The following is a 22,207-nucleotide window of genomic DNA, read 5'->3' as shown; positions in this document are numbered from 1 at the left end:
TCCCGCGCCGGCTTGGACTCACGCTTACGTGGACTCACAAGGTCCGATGTCATCACTCACAGTGCCCATCCCGCCGGACCTTGGCCCGGCGTGTCGGACCGGAAACACCGATCTTGGAACAGTCCCGCAGGTCCCGCTGCGAAGGCCGGAGCGCTGTGACGGGAGCGTCGACTCGCGTGATTCAGAGGTCGACACGCGTGATTGGGAGGTCGACACACGTACCTGGAGGGTCGGGTTGCGTACCCAAGCGGTCGGGTCGCGTACCTGGGGGGCGAGGGGCCGGCGGGTGGGCTCGGCTGGGGTGGGGCGGTGCGACTGGGGTGGCGGCTGGGGTCAGGTTGCGAAGTCCCAGCGGGTTGCGCCGTGGGGTTCGGCCGAGGCCAGGCCGATGGCCCGGTGCAAAGAGAGGCGGTACAGGGGCCAGGGCGCGGGTCCGGCGCTCGGGGCGCTGTACGGCGCGGTCAGGGCGGCGCCGTCCGCGGTGGCCGGCCAGCCGCCTTCGCGGTAGACCGCCGCCACTCGCTCCACGACGGCCGGGTCCGTGACCTGGACGGCTTCGCCCTCCAGGGTGAGGTCCAGGCCGCGCAGCCGCACCGACACGGTGCACGCCGGGTTCGCCGCCAGGTTGCGGGCTCGGCGGGTGCCCGGGCCGGCCTTGAAGTACAGCGCGTCGTCGACCCACACGGCGCCGACGCCGGCCGCGTGCGGCCGCCCGTCGGGGCGCACCGTCCCCACGAAGAACGTCAGGTCGGCCGTGGGGGTGTCGGCGGCGAGGATGTCGCGGGCCCGGCTCCACGCGAGCGCGGCGGACCCGTACTGGTCGAGGTTCTTGGTCTTGATCGGCTCTGTCATACCTCTGCGTCGAACGAGCTCACGCCGATTCGACACGCGGCGAGAGTTCGGGCGCCGCCGGGGTCCTCGTCGCTGGTCGCGGGCACGATCGCCAGCTCGTCGACACCCGCCGCGGCGAAGTCGGCGATCTTGCGCGCGATGTCGTCGCGGGAGCCGAGCAGGCCGACCGCCGCGATCGCTTCCACCGGGACCGCCGCGAGCAGCTCGCGCGGGTGCGGCCGGGTGCGCGCGAAGCCGACCAGGTCGCCGAAGCCCTCCGCGCGGAACATGTCCGCGTAGCCCGGCGCCGCCAGGTAGCCGACGACGCCCCGGCGCAGCTGCTCGATCGCGGCCGGCGACGGCTCCAGCGCCCCGACGACCCACGCGGCCACCGGCGGCGGCGTGGTTCCGGCCCGCGAAGCAGCCGCATGCAGACCCTGCACCAGGGCGGCCGCGGCGGCCGGGCTGACCAGGTTGACCACCATCCGGTCGGCGTGCCGGGCCGCGACGTCCAGCGCGCGCGGGCCGAACGCCGCGATCGTCAGCGGCGACTTCGGCGCGGGCAGCCGCAGCCGGTAGCCCCGCGAGCCGACGACCGAGCCGTCCACAGCGGACTTGGCCCCGTCGAGGAGCTGCCGGACGGCCACCGCGGACTCCTCCAGCGCCGTCGCCGCGCGGTCGCGGGACCGGCCGTGCCAGCCGCGGACCACGACGTCGCTGGACGTCCCGAGCGCGACGCCGGTCTCGCGGCCGGTCAGGGCCGCGACCGACGCGACGCCCATCGCGATCGTCGCCGGGTCCCGGACCGTCACCGCGAGCGGCCCGAAGGTCAGGGAAAGCGACGTCGCCGCGCCGATCGCTGTGCCCAAGGCGAACGCGTCCCACGTCGCCATCTCGCCGATCCAGAGTTCCGGGTACCCGGCGGCCTCCGCCGCGCGCGCCGTCTCCAGCGCCTCTTCCGGCGGCCTGTCCTGCCACAACCCCAACGACACCGAAAGCCTCACGCCGCACGCTCCACGAGTACCGCCGTCCCCGATCCGGCGGCGCCGCTGACCGCCGTGACACCGTAACGCCCGCCGCGGCGGGTCAGCTCGTCGACGCAGCCTGCCAGCAGGATCGCCCCGGTGGCGCCGAACGCGTGGCCCATCGCGATGGTGCCGCCGTTCACGTTGAAGACGTCGTCGCCGAAGCCGAGATCACGCCGGATCTTCAGGCACAGCGCGGCGAACGCCTCGGCGAACTCGACGACGTCCACTTCGGACGGACGCACGCCGTGCCGGTCCAGCAGCCGCGAGAAGGCCAGCTGTCCCGACAGCAGCATCCGGATCGGGTCGCTGCCCGCGGTCACCGAACCCAGGACGTTCGCCCGCGGCGCCAGCCCCAGCCGCGAAGCCGCCTCGGGAGAAGCCAGCAGCACCAGCCCGGCGCCGTCGGCCAGCGAGGGCGACGTCCCGCGCGTGTGCAGGCCGCCGAACGACGACGGCAGCTCGGCCAGGGCTTCGGCGGACGTCGTCGGCCGGACGTGTTCGTCGTGCGCCAGCCCGGCGACCGGGACGAGCGACTCCTCGTACCGGCCGTCTTTCCAGGCCGCGGCGGCGAGCTGCTGCGTCCGGAGTCCGTAGGCGTCCAGTTCCGGGCGCGTGAAGCCCTCGTCGGCGGCCACCAGGTCGGCCGCGACGCCCATGTTGCCCGCGCCGAACCGCTCTTCGGTCCACAGTGGACCGCCGTCGGTGAACATCGGGACGCGCGAAACGGACTCGACGCCGCCCGCCACCACGACTTCCGCTTCGCCCGCGCGGATCAGCGCCGCGCCCACCGCGACGGCGTCCAAACCGGACGAGCAGAACCGGTTGACCGTCATCCCGGCCACCGACACCGGCCAGTCCGCCGCCAGCACCGCCGTCCGCGCCAGGTTCGCGCCCTGCTCGCCGGTCTGCGACGCGCACCCCAGGATCACCTGGTCGACCACCGCGGGATCGAGGCCGCGCGCGACCAGCGCGTCCAGCAGCGAAGTGACCAGCGACAACGGCGGCACCGAGGCCAGCCCGCCACGCGGGGACGCCTTGCCGCGCGGTGTCCGCACGGTCAGCAGCACCGACGCCGTCATCGCGTCACGATGGTCGTGACGACCGTGGTGAACGACCCGCCGACGTTGAGCGTCAACGCCGTCCGCGCGCCGTCGACCTGGGTCTCGCCCGCGGTGCCGGTCACCTGGCGCGCGGCGTCGTGCAGCATGCGGACGCCGGTGGCGCCGACCGGGTGGCCGAGCCCGAGCAGGCCGCCGCTCGGGTTGATCCCGGCCGTGTCGAGGCCGCCGTCGGCGATGAACTGGCCACCGTCACCCGGCGGGGCGACGCCGAGGTGCTCCAGCGCGACGAGCCCGGTGATCGTGAAGCAGTCGTGCAGCTCGACGACGTCGAGCGCGTCCGGCCCGGGCACGTCCGCGCGCCGGTAGGCGTCGACGACGGCGCCGCGCAGCTGCGGGAACAGGTACTCGCCGCCAGTGGCGAGCTTCTCGGTGAGCCCGATGTGCGCGGTGCGGTGGCCGAACCCGGCGATGCGCGGGAAGTCACCGCCCAGGCGCTGCGCGAACGCCGGCGAAGCCAGCAGGACCGCCGCGGCGCCGTCGGTGATCCGGCCGCAGTCCTGCTTGCGCAGGCTGCCCTCGATGACCGGGTTCAGCTCGTCGTCGGCGCCGAACGCGCCGGCCGGGAACTGCCAGTCGCGGGCCTGCGCGAGCGGATTCCGCGCCGCACGAGCGAAAGCGTGCTCGGCGAACTGCCCGAGGTGTGCGGGATCGAGGCCGTAGCGCGCGTCGTAGGCGGTGGCGACGTCGGCGAACAGCGCGGGCCACGGGAACTTCGCGGCGACGGCTTCGTGCCCGGCCCACGCGGCGGACCCGAGGTACTCGGCCGCGCGCTGCCCGTCGGTGTTGCGCATCAGCTCGACGCCGACGACGAGCGCGAGGTCGTAGCGCCCGGACTCGAGGTCGGCGCAGGCGGCGAGCACCGCCGTGCTGCCGGACGCGCACGCGGCTTCGTGCCGGGTGCTGGGCACGCCGTCGAGCTCCGGGACGGCCGCCACCAGCAGGCCCCCGAGCTGGGCCTGCCCGGTGAACAGCTCCGCGGCGAGGTTGCCGACGTGCGCGACACCGACGTCCGCCGCCGACACGCCGGCGTCGGCGAGCGCCGCGGGCACGACCTCGGCGAACATCTCGAAGATCCCGCGCCCCTCCTTCGCGAAGTTGCGCGCGAAGTCGGTCTGCGCCCCGCCCAGCACGAACACCGTCATGGCCTCACTCCAGACTCTCCCGCAGCTGCCGTTTCAGGATCTTCCCCACCGGGTTGCGGGGCAAGGCCTCCGCGTACTCCAGGCGTTCCGGCAGCTTGAACGCGGCGACCTTCCGCTCGCGCAAGTAGGCCACCAGGTCCTCGAGCGACGGCTTGCGCTCCACCGGCACGACGACCGCGCACACGCGTTCGCCCATCACCTCGTCGGGCACGCCGACGACGCCGACGTCCGCGACGTCCGGGTGCCCGGCCAGCAGGCCCTCGACCTCGGCGGGCGAGATGTTCATCCCGCCCCGGATGACCAGGTCCTTCGCGCGGTCGACGTAGCGCAGGAACTCGCCGCGCTCGCCGGCGATCTCGAAGACGTCGCCGGTGCGGAAGTGCCCGTCGTCGTCGAAGGCCGACGTGTCGAGCGGCTCCCCCAGCTGCGTCAGGTACCCGGCGAAGACCGTCGGCCCGGCGATGTGCAGCACGCCGGGCTGACCGGGTTCGGTCACGTGCTCACCGCTCACCGGGTCGTGCAGCCGCACCGACGTCCAGCCGGCAACCGGGGTCGACCAGGTGACGTCGGCGGCGTAGTTCGGGAAGAAACTCGCGCGCTGATCCGGGTCCGGCAGGTCGATCGGCCCGGACAGCAGCGCGGTGCCCTCGTTGGAGCCGAAGAAGTTGATGATGTCGATCCCGTGCCGCTCGGCCCAGGTGCGGACCAGCCACGGCGAGAGCGGCGCCGAGCCGGAGCCGATCTGCCGCAGCGCCGAGAGGTCCACTCCGGACAGGATCTTCTCGTTGTGCAGCAACATGGTCAGCAACGCGGGCGGCGCGAGCGTGTACGTGACGCGCTCGGCCGCGAGCTGGCCGAGGAACACGGGCAGGTCGAACGGGTGGTGCGGCACGAACACCGCGCCGGTCTGCAGCCACGGCAGGAACATCCCGCCGATGCCGGCCATGTTCGTCATCGGGAACGGCGACAGCAGGACGTCGTCGCTCGTGAGGCCGGCGGCCTGCGCGCAGCCGCCCGCGGTGGCGAGCCAGTCGCCGTGACAGCGCGGGACCGCCCTGGGCTCGGCTTCGGTACCGGACGTCCAGCAGATCGTCACGCAGTCGTTGACGTCGATGTCGAGTGTGGACAGGTATTCGTCCAAAGCGGACTTGTCCGCCGTGGACAGTGGTTCTTCGGGCCAGGCCAGCGCGCCGGCCGGTTCGTCGTCCCCCCGGGCGACGACGAACCGGACCGACGGCGCCGCAACGCCCAGCCCAAGGGCCGCCCCGGCGAGCTCGTGCTCGCCGTATCTGGATGCGGTGATCACCCCGACGGCCCCGGTGCGCCGGCACATCGGGCCCATCTCGTGCTCCCGGTAGGACACCGGGAACGGGGTGACGATCGCGCCGATCCGCACGATCGCGAGGAACGCCTGGACCAGGGCCGAGCAGTTCGGCAGCTGCACGGCCACGACGTCTCCTGCTCGCACCCCTCTGGCGAGCAGGAACGCGGCCAGGACGTCGACACGTTCGTCGAGCCGGTTCCAGGTCCACCGCACCGGGTCGCGTCCGACCAGTGCGGTGGTGTTCGGTGGATCGACCAGCGCGAGACCCTCCGGGTCGGCACTGACCCGCTCCTTCACGAGCCGGTCGATCGTCTCCGCACTCCACCATCCCCGTGCCCGGAGATCCCGGGCACGACCCTCTCGATGGCATCTCATGCGCGGAGGCTGTCCAGCTGGTCCGCCCGGACCCACGTCGCGTGGAATCCGAGTGGAACCCGCTGGGGTAGCAGGACCCTGGCCACGGGTCCGGCAGCGAGATCGGCGGCGTCGAAGATGTCCAGTTCCGAGCGTCCCTCACGCTCGTCCTGCACGAACGTCACCAGATAACCGTCCGCCGAGTCGACGGATGCGCCATCGCGGGGTGCGAAGGGCGCCTCACTGCCCCACCGACCGGGACCGAACCGGTATTCGGTCTTGGAGCCGGCAAGATTGTCGTAGCGCACGAGCCCGTCGAACTTCAGCGTCGACTCGGGCGAGATGTGCACCGTGTAGGAGTACCGGTTCCGCGTGCCGACGCCCCGGGCGTCGACGGTCGGGAACTCGGTGTTGGCGTCGTCGAGCGGCGTCTCCGTGCACGCGCCGGTCCGCATGTTGAAGCGGTAGCGGTGCAGCTGGGCGTCGAGCCGCAGGTAGGAGAGCATCTTCGCCAGCGGCGTGTGCGCGTCGGCCCTGGGCTGCGGCTTGCTCACGCGGCAGACGTCGAGGACGACTTCGTCGCCCTCTTCCCAGGCGTTGACGACGTGGTAGATGTAGCACGGGCCGGCCTCGAACCAGCGGATCTGGCTACCTTCCCCGTAGCGTGGCATGACCCCGAACCGGCTCGGCATCGAGCGGTCGAAGTGCAGCTTGTGGCGGCCCTGCTTCGCGGCCTGGAGGTCCTGGACCAGCGGCAGGTCCATCAGCACCGCGTAGTGCTCGGTGATGGCCATGTCGTGCGGCAGCCGCGGGCCGGGCAGCTCGATCTCGGTGGTCTTCACGACCTGGCCGTCCGCGCTGATGACGCCGTAGCGCAGGTAGGGCGGGCGCGGGCCGTAGTCGAACCAGAACAGCTCGCCGGTGGCCTCGTCCACCTTGGGGTGGGCCATCATGTCGCCGACCAGCGTGCCGAGGAAGTCCTCGGCGCCCAGCGTCTCCAGGGAGAGCGGGTCGACGCCGTACGGCGAGCCGCACAGGTACCAGGTGGCGAGGATGCGGCCGCGGTGGAAGACGACGTCGGTGTTGGCGTTGTCCTTCAGCCCCAGGCCGTGGCCGTTGCCGAAGGGGTTGCCCTTCGGGTTCTCCATGACGCCGGTCCAGAGGCCCTTGCCGGCCTCGGACTCGGCCTCGAAGGCCTTGGTGCGGACCCAGCGGTTGCGGTAGCGGGCCTTGCCGTTCTCCAGGTGGACGGCGTGAATCATGCCGTCGCCGTCGAACCAGTGGTAGCGGCCTTCCGGGGCGAACCGCGGGTTGGGGCCGTTGCGCAGGTAGACGCCGTTGAGGTCCTTCGGGATCTCGCCGATGACCTGCAAGTCCGCCGCGTCGATCTCGGTGCCGACCGGGGCGTAGACGCCCAGGAGGTAGGGGTTGGCCTCGTCGCCGTCCGCCGTCCGGGCCACCATCAGCGGCTGTTCGGAGGTGCTGGTCATCGGGCTTCTCCCTGGTTCTCGGGCTCACCGCGCTGGCTGATGGAGACGAGACTATGATTTGTGTAGCCAGGTGTCAATAGGCTTCTTTTCCTGTAGCCAGGTGTACGCTCGGCGACGAAGTAACAAGGGGGAACACACGTGACGGAAGCGACTGCACAGCGCGTGCGACCTGCGGGGGATCCTCTTCGCAGAGCGCTCGAGGTCGTCGGCGACCAGTGGACGCTGCTGATCCTGCAGAGCCTGTTCCTGCGCTTCCGGCGGTACGAAGAGCTGCGCCTGCGGCTGGGCATCTCCCCGACCGCGCTGTCCGGGCGCCTGCGGGACATGGTGGACGCGGGCATGCTCGTGCGCGTGCCGTACCGGGACGCCCGCCGGACCCGGCACGAGTACCGGCTCACCGAGCGCGGCCTCGAGCTGTGGCCGCTGCTGATCTCCATCTGGGCCTGGGAGCGCGAGTGGGTCGACGGCCGCCGCGAGGTGCTGCCGACGCTGATCCACCTCGACTGCGAGCTGACTACATCAGCGCCCCTCGGGTGCGGCGCCTGCGGCCGCCGGGTGGACGCGCGCGACGTCCGCGCCGAACGCCTCGACAGCACCGGCGTCGCCGCCGCGACGGCGTCCAAGCGCTTCCGCCGCAAGGACGCCGAAGGCCTGGCCGGCGACCCGCTGATGTTCTTCCCGGACACGATGGAACTGCTCGGCGACCGCTGGTCGACCGGGCTGCTGGTGTCGGCGCTGCTCGGCGCGCGGCACTTCTCGGAGTTCGAACGCGAGCTGGGTATCGGGCCGAGCGTGCTGTCGGCCCGGCTGAGCAAGCTCGTCGAGGTCGGCGTGCTGCGCACGGGCACGGCGGCCACGCGCACGGACGCGCGTGACTACCGGATGACGGCCAAGGGCCTGGCCTTCTTCCCGGCACTGGCATTCATCGCCGAGTGGTCGCGCGGGTTCGAGGTCACCGGCCAGGAGCCCGACATCACGCTGAACCACGTCGAATGCGGCAACCGGCTGCGGCCGATGCTCCTGTGCGACCATTGTGGCCGTCCCCTGACCCGCAAGTCGGTGCAGTTCGGCGGAGTACCGACGCCCAAACGGTGACGGCGTGACCTAATCGACTCGCCATTCGCTCCGGCCACTGCCAGGCTGGAGTGGTCACACGTCGTCAGTTCCGGAGGTAAGCATGAGTGAACCGAATCCCTCGCCCAGCGGCGAGGAGGAGGACGACGTCAAGCGCAAGTTCCGCGAGGCGCTGGAGCGCAAGCAGGCGCACGCGCGCTCCGGTGCGTCGAACGAGAGCGGTGGCGGCAAGAACCAGCACGCCCACGGCCCGGCGGCGAACAAGCGCACGTTCCGGCGCAAGAGCGGCTGAGATCTCCCTGCCGAAGGCCCCCATCGCTCGCGGTGGGGGCCTTCGGCGTGTTCAGGGGTTTCCCGTGTCTTCGATCCGGGCGGCACCGCCCCGCACGCGCCCTCGATACCGTGCGGGGATGAAGAACTGGGCGGGCAACCACCACTTCGGCGCGGACCGGATCGCCCGGCCGGGCAGCGTCGACGAGCTCCGGAAGCTGGTGGCGGACGCGCCGAAGGTCAAGGCGCTGGGGACCCGGCACTCCTTCAACGACGTCGCGGACTTCCCCGGCGGTGTCCTGGTCGACCTGGCCGGCCTCGACGTCCCCACGGTCGTCGACGCCGCCGCGGCCACGGTCACCGTCGGCGCGGCGACCCGGTACGGCGACCTCGTCGAGGCCGTCGACGAAGCCGGGTTCGCCCTGGAGAACCTCGCGTCGCTGCCGCACTGCACGGTCGCCGGCAGCGTCGCCACCGCCACCCACGGGTCCGGCGAGCGGGTCCGCAACCTCTCGGCGGCCGTCTCCGGCCTCGAACTGGTCACCGCCGACGGCACGCTGCGCCGCTACAGCCGCGAACAGGACCCGGACGTCTTCCCCGGCCTGGTGGTCGGCCTCGGCGCGCTCGGCGTCGTCACGCGGGTGACCCTCGACCTCGTGCCGTCGTTCTCGGTGCAGCAGGACGGGTTCGTGGCGATCCCGTGGTCGTCGGTGCTCGACGGCTTCGACGAGCTGCAGGCCGCCGGCTACAGCGTGAGCCTGTTCACCCCCTGGGTCGGCGAGACCGCGGGCCTGGTCCTGCTCAAACGCCGTGTCGCCCCGGGCTCGAGCGTGCCCGGGCCGATCGAGTTCCACGGCGGGACGCGGATGACTTCGCCGCCGGGCGCGAACTTCACCGACTGGGGCGTGCCGGGGCCCTGGCACCACCGGCTGCCGCACTTCCGGCTGGACTCCGTGCCCAGTATCGGCGAAGAGCTGCAGTCGGAGTTCTTCGTGCCCCGCGCGGACGCCGTCGCCGCGCTGACCGAGATCCGCGCGCTCGGCGAGCAGCTGGCCACGGCCCTGCACGTGTCCGAGATCCGCACGGTCGCCGGCGACGACCTGTGGCTGAGCCCGTGCCACGGCGGGGACCGCGTAGGCATCCACTTCACCTGGCAGCCGAAGCCGGACGCGGTCGCGGCGCTGCTGCCGCTGATCCAGGAGCGGCTGGCCCCCTTCGGCGCCCGGCCGCACTGGGGGAAGGTGTTCCACGGCGACGGGTGGGCCGCCGAGCGCTACCCGGAGCTGCCGCGGTTCCGGGCGCTGGCCGAGGAACTCGACCCGCGGGGCGCCTTCCGTAGCCCGTACCTCCGCAGGCACGTCTTCGGGGAGCAGCTCACGGCGTGAACGAGCCCAGGTGGTCCAGCACCACGAACGCACTCCCCGGGCTCGCCGCCGACACCGCCTTGCGCAGGATCTCCAGGCCGCCGTTGGGGTCCTTCGCCTGGCCCAGCGGGAGGTCGAAGTCGTCCCAGTGCGTGGGGGCCACGTAGCGCGGGTGGCCCAGGGTGCGCAGCAGGCGGGGCACGTACTGCAACACCTTCGCGCCGCCCGCCGGGACCAGGACGACGTCCGGGCGCAGACCGACCAGCTCGGACTCGACGTAGTTCGAGCCGCCGAAGTCCAGGACGCTCGCGCCGCCGCCCGTCACCTGGTAGGCCAGCGTGCCGCCCTCGTAGAGGTCCTCGATGACCTTCGGCTTGTTACGGCGGGACAGCGGGCGCGAGCCGGGGAACGGCACCCGCGCCCGGGCGCCGGTCGCCGAGTGCAGGGACCGGAAGATCCGGATCGAGTAGCCGTCGAAGGTCAGGTCCTCACCGCCGCTCGCGATCGCGAGCTGGTCCTCCGGGGCGCCGAGGGCGACCATGAGACTCAAATGGGTCTCGGTGCCGAAGACCGTCGCGCCGGTGCGTTTCGCCAGGTAGGGGACGTCGGTGAGGTGGTCGTAATGGCCGTGGGTGACGAGGATGTGGTCCGCACGCAGCTCGCCGCGGTCGAGGTAGCCGTCGATCAGCGCCTCGTTCACCGACAGCGGCGTCTTCGGGTCCGCGCCCGCCGGCGTGTACGTCCCGGTCTTGAACCGGGTCAGCCACGGGTCGATGAGGATCGTCTTCGTGCCGGTCGAGCCCGGCACGCGGATCTCCCAGCTGTTGTTCCCCCACCACCGCAACGTCATCCGCGACGTCCTCCTGGTGGCTGCCGAAGCGGCCGGCACCCCGGCGAGGATCGTGGCCGCCGCCGCGCCCGCGCCGAACAGCCCGCGTCTGCTGAGTCCTGTGTTCATGGCGGCCACCCGATCACGGGTCCGGCGCCGTTGTCCAAGATCGATCCGTCGGCATGTCGATATGTAAACAGCTATCATCGCAGCGTGGACCACCTCCGTTCGCTGCGGTACTTCCTCGTCGTCGCCGAGGAACTGCACTTCGGGCACGCCGCCGACCGGCTCGGTATCGCGCAGCCGCCGCTGAGCCAGCGCGTCAAACGCCTCGAAGCCGAGCTGGGCGCGAAGCTGTTCGACCGCGGCCGCCGCGTCACGCTGACCGAGGCCGGCGAGGTGCTGCGGACCGAGGCCCGGGACCTCCTCGCGCGCTGGGAGCGGATGACGTCGCTGGTCGCGAAGGCCGAGCGCGGCGAGCTGGACGCCCTGCGCGCGGGCGTGCCGCCGGAGCTGCCGGGCCGGGTGCTGGCCGCGATCCTCACGGCGTTCGCCGAGCGGTGTCCCGGCATCCGCCTCGACCTGCAGGAGCTGACCACCGCCGAACAGACCCGGCTGCTGGCCGACCGCGAACTCGACGCGGGGCTGCTGCAGCTGCCGGTCGACGTCGTCGGGCTCGACCTCGGCCCCGCGATCGACACGCCCCTGGGCGTGCTCCTCCCCCGCGACTCGCCGCTGGCCCGCTCTTCGTCGCTGGCGCTGGCCGACCTGGCGGGCGAAGGCTTGGTGCACGCCCCGCGCGCGGCGGCGCCCGGCAGTTACGACGCGCTGCTGCGCACCTGCTGGGAGCACGGCTTCCGCCCGGCGGCCGTCCGGCACGCGCGCAACCCGGAGTTCGCGCTGGGCCTGGTCCTGGCCGGGCACGGCGTCGCGTTCGAACCGACCGCGCGCAAGGAACCACGCGTGGTCTGGCGGCCGCTGAAGGAGCAGCTGGACGCGCGGATGGCGTTCGCCTGGCCATCGTCGAGCCCGCACCCGCAGGCGGCGACGCTCGCGGAGATCGCGGCGGGGGTGCTGCGGGACGACGGGGTTTCACGGATCGTGCCCCCGGATCCGAGCGGCGCCCGTCCGTGGGACGTCTTCTACGAGCGCGGCTGACGGCGGCGTGCCCCCCGCCCATCCCCGGCGGTACTCAGCCGGCGGGACGCTGTATCGAATGACCTACACGGGACCTCGGAGGTCCTGAAAGGTCATCCAGGCGCTGGGATCTCGGCCGGGCTGCGGGCCGCGCCTCATCCAGCCCTGGCACCGTGAGCCGACCCGGGCGGTATGGCGACTTCGCCGGGATCCTCGCTCATCCCTGGGGCGGGCGTCCCCTGTCCGATCCTATCGGCGGCCCCCACGAGACCGCTCGGAAAGCCGCTGGGCAGCCAGGTTGTCCACATCACGACGAAACTGTGGACAACAGCCCGCCGACCGCTGGTCCGCGTCGAGCAGGCCCGGCATCAGCCGACCCAGGCCCCCCGCACCAGAAGTCACACGCGCCACACCGGTACCGGTCGTGAGTGTTTAGGAGGGTTAGAACCCTCCTAAACACTCACGACCCCCCAGCCGCAACGCCTCGGCAACCGCAGACTGCCTGCCGGAACCGGCTGGTCACCAAAAGCAGGTTCGCCCTGAACACTCACGACCGCGGCTGACCGGCTCGGGCGGCCCCCCACCACGTCGTGAGTGTTTAGGGCGGTTCTAACCGCCCTAAACACTCACGAGCGCAGTTGATCGACCGCGGCCCGGGCCGCGTCGCCGATGGCTCGGTCGATGTCCGGGCGGCGCAAGGTTTCCGCGCCGCCCACCGTGAACACCGCGATCGCGTACGAGGTGCCGTCCGGGTACGTCGCGATGCCGATCTCGTTGCGGATGCCCGGCATCGTGCCCGTCTTGGTCGCCACCGCTACCTCCGGTGGGAACCCCGCCGTGAGGCGGTGCCAGCTGACCTGCGCCGAAAGCCACTCGCGGACCTGGGCTCCGGCGACGTCGTCGCTCCAGATCGCCGACAGCAGGCCGGTCATCTCCCGCGGGGTGCTCGCCGTGGTGCGTAGCGGATCCAGGGCTCGCAGCGGAACGCCCGCCGACGTGTCCTCGATGATCGTGCGCAGCAGGTCGCGCGGGGCGCCGATGATCCTCGTGCGGGTCAGGCCCAGCTCGGCCAGCAGCGACCGGACGTTCTCCACGCCGACGCGGTCGAACAGCAGGTCCGCGGCGGTGTTGTCGGACACCGACAGGGCCAGCAGGGCCGCGTCGCGCAGGCTGTACTCGACGTCGTCGGCGAAGCCCGACGAGCCGCTGCCGCCCAGGCGATCCGCGGCCGTGGCGCGCACGCGGTCCGCCGGGTCGAGCAGGCCCGCCTCGACCTGGCGGGCGAACTCGAACGCCAGCGCCACCTTCACCACCGACGCCAGGACGACCGGCGCGTCGGCGTCGCAGCAGACCTCGGAGGCGGAACCGAGCCGGCGGACGTGCAGGAAACCCCGCACGCCCACCGCCTCGAACAGAGAGGAAAGACTCACACGGTCATGATGGACCGCAGCCGGCCGACCTCCGCCATCCGCCGCTCGGCGAGCCGGTCGGCCGCCGTCGCCGGGGGCACGCCGTCGGCGTCGGCCAGCGCGAACACGGCCTTCGTCGTGTCGAAGATCGCCGTGGTCTTGCGCTTGGCGCGCGCGAAGTCGAACCCGTGGCGCTCGTCGTCGACCTGGATCACGCCGCCGGCGTTGACCAGGTAGTCCGGCGCGTACAGCACGCCGCGGTCGGCGAGCTGCTTGTCGACGCCCGCGTGCGCGAGCTGGTTGTTGGCCGCGCCGCACACGATGCGCGCGCCCAGCACCGGCACGGTGTCGTCGTTCAGCACGCCGCCGAGCGCGCACGGCGCGAAGACGTCCAGCTCGGCGCGCAGCAGGGTGTCCACATCGGACACGGCCTTGACGTCCGGGTACAGCGCCAGGGTGCGCTCGATGGCCGGCGCGTAGACGTCGGTGATCGTCACCTGCGCCCCGGCCTCGACCAGGTGCCCGACGAGGATGTACCCGACCTTGCCGACGCCGGCCACGCCGACGCGCTTGCCGGCCAGGTCCGGGCTGCCCCAGAGGTGCTCGGCCGAGGCCCGCATGCCCTGGAAGACGCCGAACGCGGTCAGCACGGACGAGTCGCCGGCGCCGCCGTCCTCGGGCGAACGGCCGGTGACGAAACGGGACTCGCGCGCCACGACGTCCATGTCGTGCACGTACGTGCCCACGTCGCAAGCGGTGATGTAGCGGCCGCCCAGGGACTGCACGAAGCGCCCGTACGCGCGCAGCAGCGCTTCGGACTTGAGCGTCTTCGGGTCGCCGAGGATGACGGCCTTGCCGCCGCCGAGGTCGAGCCCGGCCAGCGCGTTCTTGTACGCCATGCCCTTGGACAGCGCGAGCACGTCGTCGAGCGCGTCGGCTTCGGTGGCGTAGGGGTGGAAGCGCGTCCCGCCCAGTGCGGGACCGAGCGCCGTGGAGTAGATGCCGATGATGGCCTTCAGGCCACTGGCTTCGTCGTGGCAGTACACGACCTGTTCGTGCCCGGAGCTCCGGGCGAACACTCCTTCGGTCACGGTGGTGACTCCTTTGTCTCCCGCGTCCGGTTCGTGGCCGGGACGCGCTTCGATGGTTGGCGGGACCGGGCGCGGAGGTCGTCCGCCCGCGGGTTCCCGGCACCAACCTAGATCGCCGCCGCTCGCCGGACCAGTACAGGTCCCGCGATACGGACCGGTAATCTCAGCCGCGCACCACCGCGCCGAGCGTGCCCATCGCCGTCTCCAGCTGCGTGTCGGAGAGGTACGGCGCCGGGCCGAAGCGCAGGTACGGCCCTCGGCTGTCGGTGCGGACGCCCTGCGCGGCGAGCGCGGCCTGCAGCGCACCGGCGTCGGCGCACCGCAGCGAGAGGAAGCCGCCGAGCAGGCCGAGCGGCGTCTCGCGGTCGCGGGTGACGACACCCTCGGGCAGCGCGAGCTTGTCGAAGACGTCGGCGAGCAGGCCCACCTGGTGCTGCGACACCTCGCGCAGGAACTCCGGCGTGAGGCCCTGCTCGGCGAAGAACCGCTGGACGCGGGCGCCGCGATAGTGGCTCGCCGGGTCGTAGGTGGCGCCGGCGAACCGGTCGCCGCCCATGGCGTAGGCGACCCCGCCGGGCCGCCGCTCGTCGGCGAGCGCGCCGAACTCGGCGTACCAGCCGGTGATCACCGGCCGCAGCTCCTGGGCGTGCGCGGGCAGCCGCAGGAAGCAGTTGCCCTCGCCCAGCTGCAGGTACTTGTAACCGCCGCCGAGCACCCAGGCGTTGGTCAGGCCCAGGTCGTGCAGCGGGAACGGCACCACGCCGAGCGCGTGGTAGGCGTCCACGACCAGCTCGATCGAGCGGTCGCGGCAGACGTCGGCAAGGTGCGCGAGGCCCGGGACCAGCCGGGACGTCTCGAAGAGCACGGCCGACACGAGCACCGCGGCCGTGTGGTCGTCGACCTCGGCGGCGACGCGCTCGGCCAGCGTCGTCACCGGTTCGACCGGCACGCGCACGACCTCGACGCCCTCCTCTTCGAGGCGCGCGAGCTGACGGCGCAGCGTGTGGAACTCGCCTTCGGTGGTCACCAGCCGTGGTCTTCGGGGCAGCTCCATCGCGGACAGGAACCGCAGCACCAGGTCGTGGGTGCTCGCGCCGAGCGCGTACTCGCCGTGCGGGTCGCCGAGCAGCAGGCGGAAGCCCGCGCGCAGCTCGTCGGCCTTCGCGAAGGCCCGGTCCCACTTCAGGTCGACGTCCCGGGCGGCGTCGGCGAAGGACTCGAGGAGCCCTTCTTCGGCGACGTCGGGCCAGGCCTGGTGCGAGTGCCCGGAGAGCAGGAGGCGTTCCCGCACCGAGAACCGCGTGTAGTGCGCGGCCAGGGCGTTCGAGTCCGCGCGGATTTCGTCGAGCGAGGTCACAATCGGCTCCGTACTGCCCAGAGATCCGGGAACATCGGCTGGAAGAGCGTGGTACGCAGGTAAGTCGCGCCGGATGAGCCCCCTGTCCCGGTCTTGTCGCCGATGGTGCGTTCGACCATCTTCACGTGCCGGTAGCGCCACTCCTGCATCCCTTCATCGAGATCCACCAGACATTCGGCGACGACCGACGGGCCGCCGTCGTCGCGGTACATGTCCAGCAATATCTCCTGCAGGGCCGGGGAGGGCTCCACCGGTCGAGTGACGTCTCGATCACACTCGACCGGGTAGCCAGAAGCCTTGAGGTACGCGAGGAAAGAGTCGAACAACGACGGCCGCGCCATCGCGTCGGCGATGCCCTTGCGCTGCTCGCCGCCTTCGGGGTAGTGCGCGAAGACACGCTCGTCGCGGCGCCCGAGCACGGCCTCCAGCTCCCGGAATTGGGCCGACTGGAAGCCGCTGGAGGCGTCCAGCCGGGTGCGGAAGCTGGTGAACTGGCTGGGCGTCATGGTCTCCAGGACGTCGATCTGCGCGACGGCGACCTTGAGGATCGACAGGATCCGCCGCACGGTGCGGATCGCGTGCGCGGTCGTGCCCGCTTCGAGGCACTCCTGCAGGTACGTCGCTTCGTGCAGCATCTGCTTGAACCACAGTTCGTACACCTGGTGGATCACGATGAACAGCAGCTCGTCGTGCTCTTCGGAACGCGGCCGCTGGGCACCCAGCACCTCGTCCAGCGCCAGGTACGAGGTGTAGCTCAGCGCTTCCTGCGTCTTGGCGTCGATGTCGGTCATCCCTTGGTCACCTCGTCGAAGTGGCGCTGGGCCGCGGGGGCCAGCGCGGTGTACAGATCGTGGAACAGCTCGACGGCGGCCGCCCGGTGATCCGGTGCGGGCACCAGGTCGGCGGGCAGTTCAGGGTCGAGCGACGGGAACGCGCGGAAGGTGTGCACCAGCCGCGTGCGGACGTCGAACGCGGTCGCGTCGGCCAGCTCTTCGCCGGCGTGACGGCCGAACTGCTCGACGAACGCCGTGTAGCGCGCGGCCAGCTCGTCGAGGTCCCAGGCCCGGCCGGCGAACCGGCGGACGTCGAGCGCGGCCGACGGCCGGCCGAGCAGCAGCCCGGCGTGCTCGGTGACGTCCAGCTCGCCGAGCAGCGCGAGCACCTCGGCCTCGCGGTCGTGCGGGGCGATCCAGGTGCCGTCCGCGTACGGCCCGAAGCCGAGGAACCGCAGCCGCCGCACCAGCCGTTCGCGGGCCTGGCGGCGGGTCTCGGGGATGCTCTGCCACAGCACCGTCCACTCGCCGGCGGCGCGCTCGCGGCGGCCGAGGGAGAAGATCCGGTGATCGCCGTCGGCGAGCAGGGCGACGGTGCGGCGGGTCAGCGAGTAGTGCACCGTACGGCCCTCGCGGTGGCGCGTGAGCAGGCCGCGCCGCACCAGGCGGGTGAGCGCGATCCGGGCCGCGCCGTCGGAGAAGCCCAGCTCGGCGAGCACCGCGACCAGGCCGCCCGACCACACCCGGCGCGTCTCGCGCGGGTGGACGTAGCTGCCCAGCAACGTCACGACCAGCTCCTGGGGGCTGGCTTCGAAGGCGTCGACGGGCACGGGCGCAACTCTATACACCTCAGGCCGCTGCGGTGTAGCTTGATTTGCGTGACGTACTTCGCGGACCTCAGCTCGCGCCAGGTCGGCGCGCTCGCGTCGGGTGACCGCGTCCCGGTGCTGCTGCTCCCGCTGGGCGCGGTCGAGCCGCACGGCCCGCACGCGCCGCTGGGCACGGACCCGCTGATCTCCCGCGGGATGTGCGAGCGCGCGGCCGCCCGGCTGGCCGCCGACGACGACGTCCGGGTGTTGATCCTCCCCGAGATCCCGTACGGCGTGACGCGGTTCGCGGCCGGGTTCGCCGGCGGCATCCACATCGGCGAGAAGACGCTGCATTCGCTGCTCGTGGACGTCGGTGCCGCGCTGATCGGCCAGCGCCTGCCGCGGATCCTGCTGGTCAACAACCACTTCGAGCCCGCGCACCTGGTCACGCTGCGGCGTGCGGTGGAGACGCTCAACTTCGCCTACGCCGGGCACGTCGCGCTGCTGGACCTGGTCCGGCGGCGGCACGCGCAGCGCCTCACCGAGGAGTTCCGCTCGGGCGAGTGCCACGCCGGGCGGTACGAGACGTCGCTGGTGCTGGCCGACCGGCCCGAGCTGGTCGACCAGGCCGTCATGCGGGAGCTGCCGCACGTCCCGGTCAGCCTGGCTTCGGCGCCGTCCGATGGCGGCTTCGTCGAAATGGGGATGGCCGACGCCTACTGCGGCAAGCCCGCCGAAGCGACGGCCGAAGAGGGCGAAGAGACCTTCTCGGTGCTGACCGATCTGCTGGTGGAAGCGATCCGGGAGCTGGCCCGTGCCTGAACCGTTCAACCTCGCCACGCACTTCGTCGACCGGTACGCGTCAACGGACCGGACCGCGTTGTTCGTCGGCTCGCGGGAAGTCGGTTACGCGTCGCTGGCGAAGCTGGTCAACCGCGCCGGGAACGTGCTGCGCGACGCCGGTGTCCGAAGCGGACAGCGGGTGCTGCTCGCCCTGAGCGACGGCGAGGAGTTCGTCGCCACCTGGTACGGCGCGCAGAAGATCGGCGCGGTCACCGCGGAGGTCTACCCGTTCCTGCAGCCCAAGGACTACACGTACTACCTCGGCTACACCGAGGCCGTCGCGGTCATCGCGGACGCCGTCACGCTGCCCGCACTCCGCGAAGCGGGCGCGCGGAACCTTTTGGTCACCGGCGTGCCCGAAGCCGAGCTTCTCCCCGGCGAACGTCCATTCCGGACACTGCTCGACGCCGCGTCCGACGAACTCGAAGCCGCGCCGACCACGCTGGACGACGTCGGGATCTGGAAGTTCACCACCGGTAGCACCGGTGCGCCCAAGGCGTGCGTACATCCCTTGCGGAGTGCGAAAGAGAGCTTCGAGCGGTACGCCGTCCAGGTGCTCGGATTGCGCGAGGACGACCGGATCCTGGCCGTGCCCAAGCTGTTCTTCGGGTACGCGCGCGATCTGGTGGCGCTGTTCCCGTTCGGCGTCGGCGCGGCCGGGATCGCGTTCCCCGAACGCAGCACGGCGGACCTGATGTTCGAGCTGATCGCGCGCTACCGGCCGAGCGTGCTGGTGAACGTGCCGACCATGATGAGCGCGATGATCGCGCACCCGGCCGCGGCGGAGCAGGACCTGAGCTGCCTGCGGCTGACGACCTCGGCGGGTGAGGCGCTGCCCGCGGAGCTGCACCGGAAGTGGGACGCGGCGTTCGGCGTGCCGGTGATCGACGGCATCGGGTCGTCCGAGGCGTACCACATCTACCTGTCGAACCGCCCGGGCTCGGTTCAGGTCGGGACGCTCGGGACCGAGGTGCCCGGTTACACCGCGCAGGTCGTCGACGAACTCGGAAACCCGTTGCCCGACGGCGAAATCGGGCCGCTTCGGGTCACCGGGCCGACGATCGCACTGGAGTACTACGGCGACGCGGAGAAGTCCGCGAAGACGTTCGACGGCGACACGCTGACGTCCGGTGACCTGTTCAGCCGTTCCGAAGGATTCTTCCGCCACCACGGGCGCGCCGACGCGCTGCTCAAGGTCGGCGGCGTGTTCGTCGCGCCCGGCGAGATCGAGGACTGCCTGCTCGGGCACGCCGCGGTGACGGACTGCGCGGTCGTCGGCCACGAGGCCGGCGGCCTGGTGCTGCCGCGCGCGTACGTCGTGCTCGCGCCGGGCGCCACGGCGTCTGCCGACGAGCTGAAGGACCACGCGAAAGCCCACCTGGCCAAGCACAAATACCCCCGTGAGGTGATTTTCGTGACCGAACTCCCCCGCACCGCCAACGGCAAGCTCGACCGGCGCGCGCTGGCGGCCCGCCCGTGAGCCGCCTGGTCGTGGTCACCGGCGGCACGCGCGGCATCGGCGCCGCGATCGCCGCGCGGTTTCGCGACGCGGGTGACACCGTGCTGGCGCCGGGCCGTACCGAATGCGACGTCACCGACGAGAACGCCGTCTCGGCGTACTTCGCGGCGGCAGGACCGGTGGACGTCCTGGTCAACAACGCCGGGATCTCTTCCAGTGCAACGCTTTCCCGGACCACGCTCGAAGACTGGAACGCGCAGATCGAGGTCAACGCGACGGGTGCGTTCCTCTGCACCCGGGCGGTGCTGCCCGGGATGCGCGAGCGCGACCGCGGCCGGATCGTCACGGTCGCGTCGACCACGTCGCACGTCGGCTACCGCTACACCGCCGCCTACACAGCGTCGAAGCACGCGGCGGCCGGGCTGATGCGGGCGGTCGCGGCGGAGCTGGCGGGCACCGGTGTCACAGCGAACGCGGTGTGCCCGGCGTTCGTGCGCACCGACATGACGGCGACGTCGGTGGCGCGGATCCAGGAGCACACCGGACGCGCGTCCGAGGACGCCGAGGCGGCGTTGGCGGCGGCGTCTCCGCTGGGCAGGCTGCTGGAACCGGGCGAAGTGGCGTTCGCGGTGTCCTTCCTGGCGGCCCCCGAGGCCGCCGCGATCAACGGCCAGACCCTCGTACTCGACGGCGGAGGAATCCAGCTATGAGCCCGTTCCGCGCGACCGCGGCGCTCACGAAGGAGTGGGAGCACTTCGAGTTCACCGTGGCCGACGGCGTCGCCACGGTGACCCTCGACCGGCCCGAAAAGCTGAACGCGCTGACCTTCGACGTCTACGCCGATCTGCGGGACCTGATCATCGAACTGCCGCAGCACGAGGACGTGCGGGTGCTGGTGATCACCGGGCGTGGCCGCGGGTTCTGCTCCGGCGGCGACGTCGAGGAGATCATCGGCGAGCTGCAGAAGTTCGAGACGGCGGAGCTGCTCGAGTTCACCCGCATGACGGGCGCGGTCGTGAAAGCCCTGCGCGAGTGCCCGCTGCCGGTGATCGCGGCGGTCAACGGCGTCGCGGCGGGCGCGGGTTCGGTGATCGCCCTGGCGAGCGACTTCCGGCTGCTGGCCCAGTCGGCGAAGTTCGCGTTCCTGTTCACGAAGGTCGGCCTGGCGGGCGCGGACATGGGTTCGGCGTACCTCCTGCCGCGCCTGGTGGGCTTGGGCCGCGCGACGGAACTGCTGATCCTGGGCGACAAGGTGTCGTCCTCCCGCGCCGCCGAGATCGGCTTGGCCACACAGGTGGTTCCCGATGAGGACCTGCCCGCCGCCGCCACCGCTTTGGCCCGCCGCCTGGCGGACGGCCCGGCGTTGGCGTACGCGACGACAAAGGTGCTGCTGACCCGCGAGCTGGACATGGACCTGGGCAGCGCGATCGAGCTGGAAGCGATGACCCAGGCGCTGCTGATGACGGCGAAGGACCACAAGGAGTTCTACGCGGCCTGGTCGGCGGGCCGCGAACCCCGCTGGACCGGCCGCTGAAGCGGTCGTGAGTGAGAAACAGTGTTCTAACACTGTTTCTCACTCACGACCGGTCAGACCCGGGTGACGGCGATCTTGGAGTCCTCCAGCGAGCCGAAGTACAGCTGGCCCCGCCACTCGCGGACGCCCACCAGCATGTGGAAGCCGTCGATCTCGCCGCGCAGCTCGCGGTGCACCTTGCCGTCCGCCGCGACGCCCAGCACGCCGACCTCGCGGCCCGGGCGGGGCTGCAGCCACGTCGGGAGCGCGCGGATCCCCGCCCGCACCGGCGCCGGGAGGCGGCGCACCACGTCCAGAGCGGCCACGCGAGGGGACGCCTGCGTGATCCAGATCAGGCCGTCCGTGCCCGTGGAGATGTTGTCCGGGAAGCCCGGCAGGTCGTCGATCAGGACGTCGGCGTGGCCGTCGCTCAGCCGGACGCGCGTCACCCGGCAGGCGCCCGTCTCCGCGACCGCCACGAACGACTCGTCCGGGGCCAGCGCGACGCCGTTGGCGAACTGGAGGCCGTCGAGGACCAGGTCGATCGCGCCGTCCGGGGTGCGGCGCAGCAGGCGGCCGCCCCCGGTCTGCTCGATCAGGTCGTCGCGCCAGTTGTCGATGCCGAAGCGGCGCGACGAGTCCGTGAAGTAGATCGTCCCATCAAGAGCCACGGCCGCGTTGTTGCAGAACACGAAGTCCAGGCCCAGCGCCGACGTCGCCAGGGTCCTCGGCGTGCCGCCGGCCAGCGGCACCACCAGCAGACCGGCCCGCGCGTCGCAGATCAGCAGCTCGTCGTCGCCGTACAGCTCCAGGCCCAGCGGACGGCCGCCCGTGTCGGCGATGGTTTCCGCGCCGCGGCCGTCCGCGGTGTGCCGCAGGATGCGGCCGTCGTCGACGCCGGTGTAGATCCGGCCCTCGCCGTCGAGGACGACGTCCTCCGGGCCGTGGCCGCCGACCTCGATGAGCGTGACCTCGCCGAACCGCATCGA

The 22,207-nt window shown here is 71.9% G+C and carries 21 protein-coding genes; 8 read left to right on the top strand and 13 right to left on the bottom strand.

Annotated elements, in window-relative coordinates:
• Positions 1-333: 333 nt before the first annotated feature.
• The 6 genes from ACLJQZ_RS43065 to ACLJQZ_RS43040 form a co-directional block, all read right to left on the bottom strand.
• Positions 334-852, bottom strand: a complete 519-nt coding sequence (locus ACLJQZ_RS43065) for a pyridoxamine 5'-phosphate oxidase family protein (RefSeq protein WP_410626901.1) — start codon at positions 850-852, stop codon at positions 334-336.
• Positions 849-1,835: an LLM class F420-dependent oxidoreductase gene (locus ACLJQZ_RS43060; RefSeq protein WP_410626899.1), complete on the bottom strand. Its 987-nt coding sequence runs from the start codon at positions 1,833-1,835 to the stop codon at positions 849-851. Before ACLJQZ_RS43060 ends, ACLJQZ_RS43065 begins: the two co-directional genes overlap by 4 nt.
• Positions 1,832-2,938 (bottom strand): thiolase family protein, encoded by a 1,107-nt coding sequence (locus ACLJQZ_RS43055; RefSeq protein WP_410626897.1) that lies wholly within the window; start codon positions 2,936-2,938, stop codon positions 1,832-1,834. The genes ACLJQZ_RS43060 and ACLJQZ_RS43055 overlap by 4 nt, the downstream gene beginning before the upstream one ends.
• Positions 2,935-4,122, bottom strand: a complete 1,188-nt coding sequence (locus tag ACLJQZ_RS43050) for an acetyl-CoA acetyltransferase (RefSeq protein WP_410626895.1) — start codon at positions 4,120-4,122, stop codon at positions 2,935-2,937. The genes ACLJQZ_RS43055 and ACLJQZ_RS43050 overlap by 4 nt, the downstream gene beginning before the upstream one ends.
• Positions 4,123-4,126: 4 nt before the next feature.
• Positions 4,127-5,743, bottom strand: a complete 1,617-nt coding sequence (locus ACLJQZ_RS43045; RefSeq protein ID WP_410626893.1) for a class I adenylate-forming enzyme family protein — start codon at positions 5,741-5,743, stop codon at positions 4,127-4,129.
• A 74-nt stretch (positions 5,744-5,817) separates the two neighbouring features.
• The gene (locus ACLJQZ_RS43040) at positions 5,818-7,290 is read right to left on the bottom strand and encodes a carotenoid oxygenase family protein (protein WP_410626891.1); all 1,473 of its coding nucleotides are present in this window, start codon (positions 7,288-7,290) and stop codon (positions 5,818-5,820) included.
• A gap of 138 nt (positions 7,291-7,428) precedes the next feature.
• Between ACLJQZ_RS43040 and ACLJQZ_RS43035 the strand changes: the two genes are divergently transcribed.
• From ACLJQZ_RS43035 to ACLJQZ_RS43025, 3 genes are all read left to right on the top strand, one after another.
• Positions 7,429-8,385, top strand: a complete 957-nt coding sequence (locus ACLJQZ_RS43035; protein WP_410626889.1) for a winged helix-turn-helix transcriptional regulator — start codon at positions 7,429-7,431, stop codon at positions 8,383-8,385.
• Positions 8,386-8,467: 82 nt separating this feature from the next.
• Entirely contained in the window at positions 8,468-8,656 is a 189-nt protein-coding gene (locus ACLJQZ_RS43030) for a DUF5302 domain-containing protein (RefSeq protein WP_247055714.1), read from the top strand.
• A 118-nt stretch (positions 8,657-8,774) separates the two neighbouring features.
• Positions 8,775-10,019 (top strand): FAD-binding protein, encoded by a 1,245-nt coding sequence (locus ACLJQZ_RS43025; protein WP_410626887.1) that lies wholly within the window; start codon positions 8,775-8,777, stop codon positions 10,017-10,019.
• On the opposite strand, the gene ACLJQZ_RS43020 is transcribed toward ACLJQZ_RS43025, so the two are convergent.
• Positions 10,009-10,956 carry an MBL fold metallo-hydrolase gene (locus tag ACLJQZ_RS43020; protein WP_410626886.1) on the bottom strand — a complete coding sequence of 316 codons (948 nt, stop codon included), beginning with the start codon at positions 10,954-10,956 and terminating at the stop codon, positions 10,009-10,011. The genes ACLJQZ_RS43025 and ACLJQZ_RS43020 overlap by 11 nt on opposite strands.
• An 84-nt stretch (positions 10,957-11,040) precedes the next feature.
• Here ACLJQZ_RS43020 and ACLJQZ_RS43015 point away from each other — a divergent pair, with 84 nt between their 5' ends.
• Positions 11,041-11,985, top strand: coding sequence for a LysR substrate-binding domain-containing protein (locus tag ACLJQZ_RS43015; protein ID WP_410626885.1), 945 nt, complete (start codon positions 11,041-11,043; stop codon positions 11,983-11,985).
• A 605-nt stretch (positions 11,986-12,590) separates the two neighbouring features.
• Here the strand turns inward: ACLJQZ_RS43015 and ACLJQZ_RS43010 are convergent.
• The 5 genes from ACLJQZ_RS43010 to ACLJQZ_RS42990 form a co-directional block, all read right to left on the bottom strand.
• Positions 12,591-13,394 carry a serine hydrolase gene (locus tag ACLJQZ_RS43010; RefSeq protein ID WP_410626883.1) on the bottom strand — a complete coding sequence of 268 codons (804 nt, stop codon included), beginning with the start codon at positions 13,392-13,394 and terminating at the stop codon, positions 12,591-12,593.
• On the bottom strand, positions 13,391-14,464 hold the full coding sequence (locus tag ACLJQZ_RS43005) for a Glu/Leu/Phe/Val dehydrogenase dimerization domain-containing protein (protein WP_410626881.1): 1,074 nt from the start codon (positions 14,462-14,464) through the stop codon (positions 13,391-13,393). Before ACLJQZ_RS43005 ends, ACLJQZ_RS43010 begins: the two co-directional genes overlap by 4 nt.
• 163 nt (positions 14,465-14,627) lie before the next feature.
• On the bottom strand, positions 14,628-15,821 hold the full coding sequence (locus tag ACLJQZ_RS43000; protein ID WP_410626879.1) for a kynureninase: 1,194 nt from the start codon (positions 15,819-15,821) through the stop codon (positions 14,628-14,630).
• Entirely contained in the window at positions 15,818-16,612 is a 795-nt protein-coding gene (locus ACLJQZ_RS42995; protein ID WP_410626878.1) for a tryptophan 2,3-dioxygenase, read from the bottom strand. The genes ACLJQZ_RS43000 and ACLJQZ_RS42995 overlap by 4 nt, the downstream gene beginning before the upstream one ends.
• Complete coding sequence (locus ACLJQZ_RS42990) at positions 16,609-17,424, bottom strand: PaaX family transcriptional regulator C-terminal domain-containing protein (RefSeq protein WP_410626877.1); 816 nt, start codon at positions 17,422-17,424, stop codon at positions 16,609-16,611. Before ACLJQZ_RS42990 ends, ACLJQZ_RS42995 begins: the two co-directional genes overlap by 4 nt.
• Positions 17,425-17,472: 48 nt before the next feature.
• On the opposite strand from ACLJQZ_RS42990, the gene ACLJQZ_RS42985 reads away from it, so the two are divergent.
• The 4 genes from ACLJQZ_RS42985 to ACLJQZ_RS42970 are packed head-to-tail and all read left to right on the top strand — an operon-like array spanning position 17,473 to position 21,239.
• The gene (locus ACLJQZ_RS42985; protein WP_410626875.1) at positions 17,473-18,225 is read left to right on the top strand and encodes a creatininase family protein; all 753 of its coding nucleotides are present in this window, start codon (positions 17,473-17,475) and stop codon (positions 18,223-18,225) included.
• On the top strand, positions 18,218-19,726 hold the full coding sequence (locus tag ACLJQZ_RS42980; protein WP_410626873.1) for a benzoate-CoA ligase family protein: 1,509 nt from the start codon (positions 18,218-18,220) through the stop codon (positions 19,724-19,726). Before ACLJQZ_RS42985 ends, ACLJQZ_RS42980 begins: the two co-directional genes overlap by 8 nt.
• Entirely contained in the window at positions 19,723-20,415 is a 693-nt protein-coding gene (locus ACLJQZ_RS42975; protein ID WP_410626871.1) for an SDR family NAD(P)-dependent oxidoreductase, read from the top strand. Before ACLJQZ_RS42980 ends, ACLJQZ_RS42975 begins: the two co-directional genes overlap by 4 nt.
• A complete protein-coding gene (locus tag ACLJQZ_RS42970) occupies positions 20,412-21,239 on the top strand; it encodes an enoyl-CoA hydratase family protein (RefSeq protein ID WP_410626869.1) in 828 nt (275 codons plus the stop codon). The genes ACLJQZ_RS42975 and ACLJQZ_RS42970 overlap by 4 nt, the downstream gene beginning before the upstream one ends.
• Before the next feature lie 53 nt (positions 21,240-21,292).
• Here the strand turns inward: ACLJQZ_RS42970 and ACLJQZ_RS42965 are convergent, their stop codons facing one another.
• A complete protein-coding gene (locus ACLJQZ_RS42965) occupies positions 21,293-22,204 on the bottom strand; it encodes an SMP-30/gluconolactonase/LRE family protein (protein ID WP_410626867.1) in 912 nt (303 codons plus the stop codon).
• Positions 22,205-22,207 lie beyond the last annotated feature (3 nt).

This window comes from Amycolatopsis sp. cmx-8-4 (genome assembly GCF_046548675.1).
Classification (GTDB): Bacteria; Actinomycetota; Actinomycetes; order Mycobacteriales; family Pseudonocardiaceae; genus Amycolatopsis.
This window is presented reverse-complemented; position numbering and strand designations above follow the sequence as displayed.